The following is a 13,357-nucleotide window of genomic DNA, read 5'->3' as shown; positions in this document are numbered from 1 at the left end:
CCCTCAATTCTACGGATTGTCGTTTCACCGCTGCGGGGACTGTCTTGTATTTATTTGAAAACCTTAAAGAAATAGCCAGTTCCTACCTGCCTTCCGAGCAGGTTGAGAAGCTCAGGCAAGCCTATGTGGTGGCCCGTGACGCTCACCAGGGACAGATGCGTTCCAGCGGCGAGCCTTATATCACCCACCCGGTTGCCGTTGCTCGCATTCTTGGCGACATGCGACTCGATCACGAAACCCTGATGGCCGCCGTGCTGCACGATGTCATCGAAGATACCCCTGTCACCAAAGACGATCTCGCCGAGCTGTTCGGCAACGCCGTTGCAGAGCTGGTCTCCGGCGTATCCAAGCTCGACAAGCTGAAGTTCCGCGATCGCAAGGAAGCCCAGGCCGAAAACTTCCGCAAGATGGTGATGGCCATGACCCAGGACATCCGGGTCATCCTGATCAAGCTCGCCGACCGCACCCACAACATGCGCACGCTCGGCTCATTGCGGCCGGACAAGCGTCGCCGCATCGCCCGGGAAACCCTCGAGATCTTCGCCCCCATCGCCAACCGCCTCGGTATTCATACCATGAAGAACGAGCTGGAAGAGCTGGGCTTCGAGGCGCTCTATCCGATGCGATCCCGCGTGCTGCGCGAATCGGTGCGCCGCGCCCGCGGCAACCGCCGCGAGATCATCGACTCCATCCAGAGCGAGATTGAGGGTCGCCTGCGGGAGGCCGGTATAGATGCCCAGGTCAGCGGCCGCGAGAAGAACCTGTTCTCCATCTACAACAAGATGGAGAAGAAAGAGCTGCAGTTCCATGAGGTGATGGATATCTACGCCTTCCGCGTCAGGGTGAAGGACATAGATACCTGTTACCGGGTGTTGGGGCAGATGCACAGCCTCTACAAACCGCGTCCCGGTCGCTTCAAGGACTACATCGCCATCCCCAAGAGCAACGGCTACCAGTCTTTGCACACCTCATTGGTGGGGCCGCACGGGGTGCCGGTGGAGGTGCAGATCCGTACCGAGTTCATGGATCAGATGGCCGACAAGGGTGTCGCCGCCCACTGGGCCTACAAGCAGGATGGTGACAGCTCGGGCACCACGGCCCAGATCCGCGCCCAGCGCTGGATGCAGAGCCTGCTGGAGTTGCAACAGAGCGCCGGCAGCTCGTTTGAATTCATCGAGGGGGTCAAGACCGACCTCTTCCCCGACGAGATCTACGTGTTCACCCCGGAGGGCCGCATCATGGAGCTGCCCGCCGGCGCCACCCCGGTGGACTTCGCCTACACGGTGCACACCGACATCGGTCACGCCTGCGTCGGCTCCCGGGTCGACCGCCACCCCTATCCGCTCAGTAGCCCGCTGCATTCGGGTCAGACGGTGGAGATCATCACGGCGCCAGGCGCCCGCCCCAACGCAGCCTGGCTCAACTTCGTGGTGACCACCAAGGCACGCTCCAAGATCCGCCAGTTCCTCAAGAACCTGCGCACCGAAGAGTCGGTGGTGCTGGGTCGTCGTCTGCTCAACCATGCACTGGGCGCCAAGAACATCGAAGACATTCCCGAGCCGCGCATCAAGCAGGTGCTGGCCGACACCAAGCACGAGAACCTGCAGGGCCTGCTGGCCGACGTGGGACTGGGCAATGCCATGAGCGTCATGGTGGCGCGCCGCATGCTGGGTGACGAGCTGCCCCCGGAAGAACAGCCGAAATCCAGCAGCAAGAAGATGCCCATCAAGGGGGCCGACGGCATGCTGGTCACCTTCGCGAACTGCTGTCGTCCGATCCCCGGGGATGCCATCATCGCCCACATCAGCCCGGGCAAGGGACTGGTCATTCACCAGGAGTCCTGCCGCAACATCAAGGGTTACAGCCGCGAACCGGACAAGTACCTGCCGGTGCAGTGGGAAGTGGACAAGGAGCAGGAACAGGAATTCCGTACCGGCATCAGCATCGAGATCGTCAACCACCAGGGTGCCCTGGCGGAACTGGCCAACGTGATTGCTGCCACCGGAGCCAACATCCACGCCATCAGCACAGAAGAGAAGGATGGCCGGGTCTATCTGGTCACCCTGCTCATCACCACCAAGAGCCGCATCCACCTTGCCAACATCATGCGCAAGATCCGGGTGATGCCCAATGTGCTCAGGGTGAGCCGACAGAAAAACTGAACACAGGCGGCGCAAGCCGCCTGCTGCTTTTCAAGAGACACTCATGGCCCCATGCAGCAGGCCACCGGCCTTGTTGCGTGCACCAGCCTCACGACATAGAAACCGATATGACTCCTGAACGCTTTAAACGGATCTCCGACATGCTGGCCCAACGCCAGCTCGATCTCACTGTCTGCATGGAAGAGGTCCACAAGCCTCACAATCTGGCCGCCATCGTGCGCACCGCCGATGCCATCGGCATCCATCGGGTTCACGCCGTCTGGCCCAAGACCTGGATCCACAAGCGCAAGGGCACCGCCCGCGGCAGCCAGAACTGGGTCGACGTCAAGCTGCACCCGGACATCGGCAGCGCCGTGGCCGAACTGAAAGCCTCCGGCATGCAGATCCTGGCGACTCACCTCTCGGAGAGCTCGGTGGACTTTCGCGCCATCGACTACACCAAGCCGACCGCCATCCTGGTGGGCCAGGAGAAGCACGGCATAGGGGAAGAGGCGCTAGCCCTGGCCGATCACCATATCGTCATTCCCATGGTGGGCATGGTGCAGTCCCTCAACGTCTCGGTGGCCGCCGCCGCCATACTGTACGAAGCCCAGCGCCAGCGCGAGCTGGCCGGCTGCTATCAGCGCGGCTGCCCGCTCGACCTGGAGGAGCAGAACAGCATACTGTTCGAGGGGGGTTATCCCATCTATGCCCAGCTCTGCAAAGAGAAAGAGATGCCCTATCCCCAGCTCGGCCCGGCCGGCGAGATCCTGGCGGACGAGGCCTGGTGGCAACGGATGCAGCTGACCCGCAAGGGCTGGGCCGCACAACAGGACGATCCCCTGGATATGGAGTATCCAACCGATGAAGTTTAACGCTCTGCCCCTGCTGGCCCTGACCCTGTTTTCTGCCGGAGCCCTTGCCGTGACCAATCCCTATCAGCTGACCACGGAAGCCGACGTCCCCGCCCTCCATCAACAGACCCTGCCGGATTTCTGGCGCGACCATGCCGCCCCGGGGGAGTTCAAGGGCAAGGACGGGGTGACCATCCGCTATGCCGCCCTGCGCCAGACCAAGGTGGACAGGGCCATCCTCCTCGTCAACGGCCGGGTCGAGAGCTACCTCAAGTATCAGGAGCTGGCCTGGGATCTGTGGCGTCAGGGCTACAGCCTCTATCTGATCGACCACCGCGGCCAGGGGTTGTCGGATCGCCTGCTGGCCGACAAGGAGAAGGGCTATGTCGCCGACTTCGACGACTATGTGCTGGATCTGAAGCAGTTCCATGACCAGGTCATACTGGCGGACAAACCCGCCAAGCTGTTCCTGCTGGCCCACTCCATGGGCGGCGCCATCTCGGCCCGCTATCTGGAGCGCTGGCCAGATGATGTCGAGGCGGCCGTGCTCTCCTCCCCCATGATGGGCATCAACCTCGGCGGCCTGCCCAAGTGGCTGGCCCAGGGGCTGGCAGCCACCATGGATACGGTCGGCAGCTGGTGGGGCGAGCCCCCCTATGGCCCGGGCCAGACCGGCTATGTCTCCCATGAATTTGCCGACAACGGCCTGAGCCACAGCGAGTCCCGCTACCAGGCATTCCGCCAGCTCTATGAGCAGCATCCGCAGATCAAGCTGGGTGGGGTGACGGCCCACTGGATCCGCGAGGGCATCAAGGCCGGGGATGCCGCCATCGCGGAGGCAGGCAGGATCAAGACGCCACTGCTGCTGATCCAGGCCGGGGAAGACGGCATTGTCGATAACCAGGCCCAGGACAGCTTCTGCGCCCGGCTCCAGTGTGAAGGGGGCAAGCCGCTGCGGATCGAGGGGGCCTGGCACGAGCTGTTCATCGAGGCCGATGCCCAGCGCCTGCCTGCCCTGACCGCGACCCTGGACTTCTTCGCCCGCTTCTAGTGGCCGGTTGCTTGACTTGCCAGGGGCTTGGCCAGCGTCCTGCGTCCAGCATGGCGTCACTTGCCACCCAGGCGCAGTCTGCACCGGCACGGCATCAGACCCCAGGACTGGTTATTTTTTGGATCCCTAAATAAATGGGGCCACACCGGACGCTGGGGTACACTGCCCCGGCGTTCCACTGATGCCGAGGTAATGATGTTCAAGGTAGTTGTGTCCGATCTCGATGGTACCCTGCTCAACGGGCAGCACCAGATCTCCCCCCGCACCCGGGATACCCTGCACCGTCTGGTGGATCAGGGGATCAAGTTCGTGGTGGCCACCGGCCGTCACCATGTGGATGTGCGCAGCATCCGCGATGCGCTGGGGCTGGATATCTACCTCATCACCTCCAACGGCGCCGTGGTGCACGACAAGCAGGACTCTCTCGTCTTCAACCAGGCACTGCCGAGCACGGTGGCGGCCGAGCTGATCGCGCTGGAGCGTGACCCCTCCATCCACATCAACGTCTACTACGGCGACGAGTGGCTGGTGGAAGAGGAGATGCCCTGGCTGCTGCAGTTCCATCACGACTCCGGCTTCAGCTATCGCCTGACCGATCTCGCCAGCCACCCGCTGGACAAGATCAACAAGGTCTTCTACATCGGCGAACACGAGAAATTGCTGCAGATAGAGGCAGAGCTCAACCAGCGTTATGGTGATCGGATCAACGTCACCTTCTCCCTGCCGGATTGCCTCGAAGTGATGCACGCCGGGGTACACAAGGGCAATGCCGTGCGCGCCGTGCTGGAACAGCATGGGCTTGAGATGTCCCAGGCGGTCGCCTTCGGGGATGGCATGAATGACTTCGAGATGCTGAGCATGGTGGGCCGCGGTGTGGTGATGGGCAACGCCCATGATCGCCTCAAGCTTGCCCTGCCGAACCATGATCAAACCCTGAGCTCGGACGAGGATGGCGTCGCCGTTTATCTGGAGCGACTATTCGCCCCCGTTGTCGCCTGATCTCCTCGCCATGAGTGCAAAAGGGTGGTCTATAGACCACCCTTTTTACATTCTTGGTATCCTCACCATATCGAGCTGGGGGGCATCAGACGCTCCAGCAGGCTGCCGGTCGGCGTCCAGGTGAAGCTCTGATTGGCGCCACCGTAGCACTCGGCCAACCGCAACGGCACGGCGGATCTGTGGCGACGACCGGCCACATCCAGGCACAGTGACACCTGTCGGTTGAACAGACGATCCCCCTGCCACTGCCATTGGTGGCTGTCATTCTCGCACCCTCCCACGACGAGGCCGTCTGTGCCCGTGGCGATCAGGCAGCCCTGCGCCAGCAGCAAGGCTCCCGCATCCCAGATAAACAGCTGGTTGGGCCCCTGATCGCAAGGCTGGGTGAGCAGGCGGCCCTGCTCGTTCAGGGCCACGCAGAAGCCACCGTCGGTCACCAGGGTGGCCGGGGGAATCGGTGTTGAGCTGGAGGCGGCCTCCAGCAGCAGGTTCTCTGGTCTCGGCGGCAAGACACAACCGCCGAGCAGCAGTGCCATCAGGGCAAGCAGTCGGATATGAAAGGGCATGAGGTGCGTAGGCCTGTGTCTGAGTGGGTCGTTGAGTGTCCACTGTTCTCGTGGCTCCCGGCCAAGCATAACGAACCCATGGCGAACAGGCGCCTGCAGAAATGTAAGCAGAGGTGACAAAGACATAGATACGCAGAAAAGCAAAAACCCCGCCGAAGCGGGGTCTTCATAATGTGGTCGGTGATAAAGGATTCGAACCTTTGACCCTCTGGTCCCAAACCAGATGCGCTACCGGGCTGCGCTAATCACCGATGGGTATTTCCAAAATACAAAGATGACCATCTGGTCATCCTCGTCATACAGCAAGTATGGTGCGAAGAGAGGGACTCGAACCCTCACACCCGGGGGGCACTAACACCTGAAGCTAGCGCGTCTACCAATTCCGCCACCTTCGCATACCTGACAAGCTGTAAAATGGGGTGGCTGATGGGGCTCGAACCCACGACAACCGGAATCACAATCCGGGACTCTACCAACTGAGCTACAGCCACCACAGCTGTTTTGTTCCACAACAACGCCCGCTTAACCGGCGCACGTTGATGGTGCGCCCGACAGGATTCGAACCTGTGACCTCTGCCTCCGGAGGGCAGCGCTCTATCCAGCTGAGCTACGGGCGCTACGCTGTCGAACGGGGCGCATTATTGATGATGGCGCCCACCTTGTCTACTCTTTTTTTGTCACAAGGAATCAAGCGATTGTTTTTCAATCTTTTTGTGCAGTTTTATACCTATTCTTCACGCTTTCGAGCCAAATCATCTTCACGTGACCCGCTTGTGCATACTCATCTTGCAGTAAACTGACTGGCATCCCTTGACTTGTCCTCTCCTCCACCTAGAATGAATGAACGTTCATTCAGTCACCGAAATCTGATCACCATGGATAAGAAAGAACGCATCTTCGAGGCGGCTCACGAGATCCTCGGCGAGCAGGGCTTCTACGGCCTCTCCATCGCCATGGTTGCCAAGAAAGCCAGGGTCGCGGCCGGGACCATCTATCGCTACTTCAGCGACAAGGATGATCTTGTCCGCCAACTCTACCTGCACACCATTCTCAAGTGTCATCCCCAGATCATGGAGGGGGTGCAAATAGAGGAGGTGTCATATCGTCAGTATCGACGCCTCTGGCTCAATATCGACGCCATCTTCACCAACTATCCCAACGCACTCAAGTGCAAATTGCAGTACGAAAGTTCTCCATTGGGGGCTGAATTGGAGCGGGATCCGGTCATAATGGCGACGTGGGCGCCACTTGAGCGCTTCTTCGAGCAGGGACGCCAGCAGGGATTGTTCATTGATCTCCCCGTCCTGGTGCTACAGGCATTGAGTCTGGATTGCGTGGCCAACCTGGCACAGCAACGCCGGGTTCACGATTTTGTATTGACGCAAGAACAGCTGGAGACGGTCATCCGAGCCAGCTGGAATGCCATTTTAAACCCTAATCATTCCATCACAGGAGCCTGTTCATGAAAAAGTGGATGGCCATCATGTTGCTGATAGCACTCGCCCTGTTCGGCAGTGTCATCGGCTTCAATATGTTCAAACAGAAGAAAATTGCAGAGTTCATGGCCAATCGACCCGAGCCAGAGTTCCCGGTGACCGCCATGGTGACCAAGGCGCAAGACTGGGTCCCCACCATAGAGGCGATCGGCTTCATCGAGCCGAACCAGGGGGTCACCCTCTCCAGTGAGCTGGCAGGCACCATCGACAAGATCAGCTTCGAATCCGGGGCACAGGTCAAGGCGGATCAACTGCTGCTAAGCCTGGATTCCAGCGTGGAAAAAGCCAACCTGAACTCATCCCAGGCCAGACTGCCTGCGGCTCGAGCCAAGTTCCAACGCTATCAGAACCTGTACCAGAAAAACTCCATCTCCCGCGATCAACTGGATGATGCCGAAGCGAGCTACCGCTCTCTGGAAGCGGACATCGAGAGCCTGAAGGGCACCATTAACCGCCGCGAAGTCCGCGCCCCCTTCGGTGGCGTCGTGGGTCTGCGCAACGTCTTCCTCGGCCAGTATCTGGAACCCGGTACCGAGATCGTGCGGTTGGAAGACACCAGCGTGATGCGCCTGCGCTTCACCGTGCCTCAGACCGACATCTCCAAGATTTCCCTCGGCCAGACCATCAAGATCAACGTGGATGCCTATCCCCAGACCCAGTTTGACGGTCAGATCACCGCCATCGAGCCAGCGGTCAACTACCAGAGCGGCCTGATCCAGGTACAGGCCAACATCCCGAACAACGGCGGCCAACTGCGCTCCGGCATGTTCGCCCGTGCCAGCATCATTCTGCCCACGGTGAAAGACCAGATAGTGATCCCGCAGTCTGCCATCTCCTTCACCCTGTATGGCGAGAACGTCTATGTCATCCATGAGGCAGACGGCGTGAAACGCGCCAAGCAGGTGGTTGTCAAGGCGGGCGAGCGTCGCGGCAATGATGTCCATGTGTTGTCCGGCATCAAGGCTGGCGATCAAATCGTGCTGTCGGGCCAGGTTCGCCTGAGCAACGATACCAAGGTGCACGTGGTCGACAACGATGCCCTTGCCGTTCCGGCACAAACCCCGATGCTGTAAGCGCGGAGATCTGCGATGCGATTTACTGACATATTCATAAAACGGCCGGTGCTGGCGATCTCGCTCAGCTTCCTGATAGCCCTGCTGGGCTTCCAGGCCATCTTCAAGATGCAGGTGCGGGAATACCCCGAGGTGATCAACACCGTCATCACGGTCAACACCAGCTACTATGGCGCCAGCTCGGATCTGATCCAGGGCTTCATCACCCAGCCGCTGGAGCAGGCGGTCGCGCAAGCCGACAACATCGACTTCATGACCTCCTCCAGCCAGCTGGGCAGCTCCACGGTGACGGCCTACATGAAGCTGAACACCGACCCCAACGCCGCGCTGTCCGACATCCTGGCCAAGGTCAACTCGGTGCGATCCCAGTTGCCCAAAGAGGCGGAAGACCCTTCGGTCACCTCCTCCACGGGTTCCACCACGGCGGTGCTCTACATGGGCTTCACCAGCCCTGAGCTGAACTCCAGCCAGATCACCGACTATCTGGAGCGGGTCATCAAGCCCCAGCTGTTTACCGTAGGCGGGGTGTCCAAGGTGGACCTCTACGGCGGGGTCGAATTTGCCCTGCGGGTGTGGCTGGATCCGGCCAAGATGGCTGCCTTCGATCTGACCGCCAGCGACGTGATGACGGTGCTCAACAGCAACAACTATCAGTCCGCCACCGGTCAGGCCACCGGCTATTTCACCCTGTTCAACGGCAATGCCGAGACCCAGGTCAGCAATACCGATGAACTCAAGCGCCTGGTCGTAGCGACCCGGGATGGCAAGGTGATCCGCCTCTCCGACATCGCCAAAGTGTCGCTGGAGAAGAGCCACGACATCTATCGCGCCAGCGCCAACGGCCGTGAGGCCGTGGTGCTTGCCATCAATGCCGCGCCGACCGCCAACCCCATCAACATCGCCCACGATGTGCTGGAGCTGCTGCCTAGCCTCAAGAGCAACATGCCGAGCACCATGCAGGTCAACATCCTGTATGACTCCACCATCGCCATCAACGAGTCCATCCACGAGGTCATCAAGACCATACTGGAGGCGGCCGCCATCGTACTGGTGGTGATCACCCTGTTCCTCGGCTCCTTCCGGGCCGTCATCATCCCCATCATCACCATACCACTGAGTCTCATCGGCGTGGTGATGATGATGGACATGTTCGGTTTCTCCATCAACCTGATGACCCTGCTGGCCATGGTGCTCGCCATCGGCCTGGTGGTGGATGACGCCATCGTGGTGCTGGAGAACGTCGACCGCCACATCAAGGAGGGGGAAGAGCCGTTCCGGGCCGCCATCATAGGTACTCGTGAAATCGCCGTGCCGGTCATCGCCATGACGGTGACCCTGGCTGCGGTGTACGCGCCCATCGCCCTGATGGGGGGCATCACCGGCTCCCTGTTCAAGGAGTTCGCGCTGACCCTGGCGGGGGCGGTGTTCGTCTCCGGCATCATCGCCCTGACCCTGTCACCCATGATGTGCGCCAAGATGCTCAGGGCCAACGAGACCCCGAGCAAGTTCGAGAGCACGGTACATCACCTGCTGGATCGGATGACGGCCCGCTACGACAGCATGCTGCATGCCGTGATGCAAAAGCGCATCGTGGTCATCCTGTTCGCCGTCATCGTGTTCGGCAGCCTGCCGCTGCTGTTCAAGTTCATCCCGAGCGAACTGGCCCCGTCCGAGGACAAGGGGGTCATGGCCGTGCTGGGGACGGCACCGTCCAATGCCAACCTGGACTACATCGAAAACACCATGGCGGACGTGAACAAGGTCCTGGATGACCAGCCGGAAATCGCCTACTCCCAGGTCTTCTCCGGGGTGTTCAACGCCAACCAGGCCTTCGGCATCGCCTCCATGGTGCCCTGGAGCCAGCGTGAGGCGAGCCAGAAAGAGGTGCTGGATCGAGTGGCCGGCCTGGTGAAGGACATCCCCGGGATGGCCATCACCACCTTCCAGTTCCCCGAACTGCCGGGGGCCTCCAGCGGCCTGCCCATCCAGTTCGTCATCACCACCCCGAACAGCTTCGAAAGCCTGTTCCTGATCGCGGGTGAGATGCTGGCGGCCACCCAGGCCAACGGCCAGTTCGTCTATTCGGATCTCGATCTGAACTACGATTCGGCCACCATGAAGATCAGCATCGACAAGGACAAGGCGGGTGCCTACGGCATCACCATGCAGGACATCGGGACCACCATGGGCACCATGATGGCAGACGGCTACGTCAACCGGATCGATCTGGATGGCCGCTCCTACGAGGTGATCCCGCAGGTGGAACGCAAGTACCGCCTCAACCCCGAGTCCATCAAGGGTTATTACGTGCGCGCCGCCGACGGCAAGTCGATCCCGCTGGGCAGTCTGATCAAGATTGAAGTGGTTGGCGAGCCCCGCGCCCTGCCCCACTTCAACCAGCTGAACTCCGCCACCATAGGCGCCGTACCGGCACCGGGTGTGGCCATGGGAGATGCGATCAACTGGTTCAAGGCCACCGCCGAAGAGAAGCTGCCGCAAGGCTATCGCTACGACTTCATGGGGGAAGCCCGCCAGTTCGTGACCGAAGGCAACGCCCTGTACGCCACCTTCGCACTGGCGCTGGCCATCATCTTCCTGGTGCTGGCCATCCAGTTCGAGTCGGTACGTGATCCTCTGGTGATCATGGTGTCGGTGCCGCTGGCCATCAGCGGGGCCCTGATTGCCCTGGCATGGGGCATGGCCACCATGAACATTTACTCCCAGGTGGGTCTCATCACGCTCGTTGGTCTGATCACCAAGCACGGTATTCTGATCTGCGAGGTGGCGAAGGAGGAGCAGTTGCTGCACGGCATGAACCGGATGCAGGCCGTGATGCAGGCCGCCAAGGTGCGTCTGCGTCCCATCCTGATGACCACGGCGGCCATGATCGCCGGTCTGATCCCGCTGCTCTATGCGGCAGGTGCGGGCGCGGCCCAGCGCTTCAGCATCGGCATCGTGATCGTGGCGGGTCTGGCCATCGGCACCCTGTTCACCCTGTTCGTGCTGCCGGTGATCTACACCTTCCTGGCCTCCGAACACAAACCGCTGCCGGAATTCGACGAGTCCATTCCGGCCAAGGCAAAGGGAAGTCATTGATCCTCAGCCGACACCAACAAGGCCCCGAAAGGGGCCTTGTTTTTATCCATTTCATGACCCACGACATGAGTCCATGAAGCAGTTAAACTAAGCCGTTCGCAATCCAGACCGCAAGGATGCCATGTCAGGAATCTTCTCCAGGGCCATCGGCCTTAACGGACTCTCTTATCGTCTGCTTTCCTACATTCTGATCTGCAGTACCGTGCTGGCGCTGGTCATCACGGTGCTGCAGCTCGCCTGGGACTACAACAAGGACGTGACCGTCATCGAGGCCAGCATCGACCAGATCGAGGCCTCCTTCCTGCAACCCATCTCCGCCAGTCTGTGGAACCTGGATGAGGAGCAGGTCAAGGTGCAGATCGAAGGCATCATGAACCTGCCCAATATGCAGTTCGTCATGGTCAAGGAGATGCTGGGCAACTCGGAAGTGCCGCTGCTGACCCAGGGTGTGGAGCAGGCGCAATACGACATCTCCCGCGAATTCAGCCTCACCTATCAGGGGGAAGTGGTCGGCAAGCTGTTCGTCGCCGCCACCCTGGAGCAGGTCTACCAGCGACTGATCGAGAAGTCGGTGCTGATCCTGGTCAGCCAGACCATCAAGACCCTGGTCGTCTCCCTCTGCATCCTGGTCATCATCTATTACCTGGTGATCCGTCATATCAACCGCATCGTCAGCTACGCCCAGAAATTGAGCCTGGATCGGCTGGCGGTGGAACTGACGCTGGAGGGGCGCCCCCTGCCCCGCAAGCATCCGGACGAGTTCGATGCGCTGGCCGCCACCCTCAACCAGATGCGTACCCGCCTGAACGACGAGTTCACGGCCCGCCATCAGGCGGCGGATCAACTCCAGCAGGAGCGGGACTTCTCCGCCACCCTGATCAACTCGGCCAACATGGTCATCTGCTGCATGGAACCGGATCTCAACATCGCCAGCATCAACCCGGCCGCCATCCTGCTCACCGGTTACCATCATGAGGAGTTGCTCCAGCACAACTGGCTGGATCTCTTCGTCAGCCAGGAGCAGAGGGCCGAGCTGGCAGCCATCCTGTCGGACCAGGGCTCTCTCGATGACAGGGAGATCATCATGCATGACCAGCAGGGCCACGAGCTCGTCCTGCAGTGGACCTTCGCCCCCTTCTACGAGGGACCGAATCTCAAGTATCTGATTGGTTTCGGTTATGACATCACCCGTCTGAAGAAGGTGGAGCGGGAGATCACCCTGTTCAACGAACAGCTGGAAGGCAAGGTGGTGGAGCGTACTCGCAGCCTGAGCGATGCCAACGACCAGCTGGGCAAGGCCTATGACGACCTGAAACAGGCGCAGCAGACCCTGGTGGAGTCGGAGAAGATGGCCTCTCTCGGTTCCCTAGTGGCCGGCGTGGCCCACGAGATCAACACTCCCATCGGTATCAGCGTGACCGCCTCCTCCTATCTGCAGGAGCAGGTGGCCGACTTCAAGCAGCACCTCGAAGCCAAGCAGTTGTCACGCTCCTACCTCAACGAGTTCACCCAGAATCTCGACGAGTCGATGCAATTGCTGCAGGGCAACCTGAGGCGGGCCTCCGAGCTCATCGCCAGCTTCAAGCAGGTGGCGGTGGATCAGTCGTCCGAGGCGCGCTACAACTTCAGCCTCGCCGACAATCTGCATCAGGTGGTGGTCTCCCTCGGCTACAAGCTGAAGAAGGCCCAGTGCGAAGTCGACATTCAATGCGATCCCAAGCTGGCCATCTACTCCTTCCCCGGCAGCTTCACCCAGATCTACTCGAACCTGATCCTCAACTCCATCCATCACGGTTTCGACGGCTGGGACAGGCCCAAGAAGATCACCATCAGGGTGGAGCAGCAGGGTGACGAACTGGTCATCGATTACAGTGACAACGGCCGCGGCATCCCCCCGGAAATACTGCCGCGCATCTTCGATCCCTTCGTCACCTCCAAGCGGGGCCAGGGGGGGAGCGGGCTCGGCACCCACATCATCTACAACCTGGTGGTGCAGTTGCTCCGTGGCCGCATCCATTGCGCCAGCGAACCGGGCCAGGGAGCCCAGTTCCATATTCGCCTGCCCATCCAGCAGAACTGAG

The 13,357-nt window shown here is 60.4% G+C and carries 9 protein-coding genes and 4 tRNA genes; 8 read left to right on the top strand and 5 right to left on the bottom strand.

From position 1 onward, the window contains the following. Positions 1-44 precede the first annotated feature (44 nt). The 4 genes from spoT to KW824_RS18600 all read left to right on the top strand — a co-directional run bounded on the left by spoT (position 45) and on the right by KW824_RS18600 (position 5,045). Entirely contained in the window at positions 45-2,162 is a 2,118-nt protein-coding gene (gene spoT / locus KW824_RS18615) for a bifunctional GTP diphosphokinase/guanosine-3',5'-bis pyrophosphate 3'-pyrophosphohydrolase (protein ID WP_005326354.1), read from the top strand. Between the two features lie 107 nt (positions 2,163-2,269). Continuing rightward, the gene (trmH, locus tag KW824_RS18610; protein WP_218410680.1) at positions 2,270-3,016 is read left to right on the top strand and encodes a tRNA (guanosine(18)-2'-O)-methyltransferase TrmH; all 747 of its coding nucleotides are present in this window, start codon (positions 2,270-2,272) and stop codon (positions 3,014-3,016) included. Beyond that, positions 3,006-4,046, top strand: coding sequence for an alpha/beta fold hydrolase (locus KW824_RS18605; protein WP_218410678.1), 1,041 nt, complete (start codon positions 3,006-3,008; stop codon positions 4,044-4,046). The genes trmH and KW824_RS18605 overlap by 11 nt, the downstream gene beginning before the upstream one ends. Before the next feature lie 195 nt (positions 4,047-4,241). After that, positions 4,242-5,045 carry a Cof-type HAD-IIB family hydrolase gene (locus tag KW824_RS18600; RefSeq protein WP_041207118.1) on the top strand — a complete coding sequence of 268 codons (804 nt, stop codon included), beginning with the start codon at positions 4,242-4,244 and terminating at the stop codon, positions 5,043-5,045. A 62-nt stretch (positions 5,046-5,107) separates the two neighbouring features. Here KW824_RS18600 and KW824_RS18595 read toward each other — a convergent pair whose 3' ends face one another. The 5 genes from KW824_RS18595 to KW824_RS18575 all read right to left on the bottom strand — a co-directional run bounded on the left by KW824_RS18595 (position 5,108) and on the right by KW824_RS18575 (position 6,228). Beyond that, a complete protein-coding gene (locus tag KW824_RS18595; protein WP_256351419.1) occupies positions 5,108-5,611 on the bottom strand; it encodes an RICIN domain-containing protein in 504 nt (167 codons plus the stop codon). 174 nt (positions 5,612-5,785) lie between these two features. Further along, positions 5,786-5,862 (bottom strand) — tRNA-Pro (locus tag KW824_RS18590). 58 nt (positions 5,863-5,920) lie between these two features. Then, positions 5,921-6,006 (bottom strand) — tRNA-Leu (locus tag KW824_RS18585). A gap of 20 nt (positions 6,007-6,026) precedes the next feature. After that, positions 6,027-6,102, bottom strand: a tRNA-His gene (locus tag KW824_RS18580). A 49-nt stretch (positions 6,103-6,151) separates the two neighbouring features. Beyond that, positions 6,152-6,228, bottom strand: a tRNA-Arg gene (locus KW824_RS18575). Positions 6,229-6,486: 258 nt separating this feature from the next. Here KW824_RS18575 and KW824_RS18570 point away from each other — a divergent pair. The 4 genes from KW824_RS18570 (at position 6,487) to KW824_RS18555 (ending at position 13,356) form a co-directional block, all read left to right on the top strand. Continuing rightward, on the top strand, positions 6,487-7,077 hold the full coding sequence (locus KW824_RS18570; RefSeq protein ID WP_043132702.1) for a TetR/AcrR family transcriptional regulator: 591 nt from the start codon (positions 6,487-6,489) through the stop codon (positions 7,075-7,077). Continuing rightward, a complete protein-coding gene (locus KW824_RS18565) occupies positions 7,074-8,180 on the top strand; it encodes an efflux RND transporter periplasmic adaptor subunit (protein WP_005326342.1) in 1,107 nt (368 codons plus the stop codon). The genes KW824_RS18570 and KW824_RS18565 overlap by 4 nt, the downstream gene beginning before the upstream one ends. 15 nt (positions 8,181-8,195) lie before the next feature. After that, a complete protein-coding gene (locus tag KW824_RS18560) occupies positions 8,196-11,276 on the top strand; it encodes a multidrug efflux RND transporter permease subunit (RefSeq protein WP_005326341.1) in 3,081 nt (1,026 codons plus the stop codon). Between the two features lie 121 nt (positions 11,277-11,397). After that, positions 11,398-13,356, top strand: coding sequence for an ATP-binding protein (locus tag KW824_RS18555; protein WP_042650653.1), 1,959 nt, complete (start codon positions 11,398-11,400; stop codon positions 13,354-13,356). Position 13,357 lies beyond the last annotated feature (1 nt).

The sequence above is a fragment of the Aeromonas sp. sif0611 genome (assembly GCF_019218845.1).
Lineage (GTDB): Bacteria > Pseudomonadota > Gammaproteobacteria > Enterobacterales > Aeromonadaceae > Aeromonas > Aeromonas media.
This window is presented reverse-complemented; position numbering and strand designations above follow the sequence as displayed.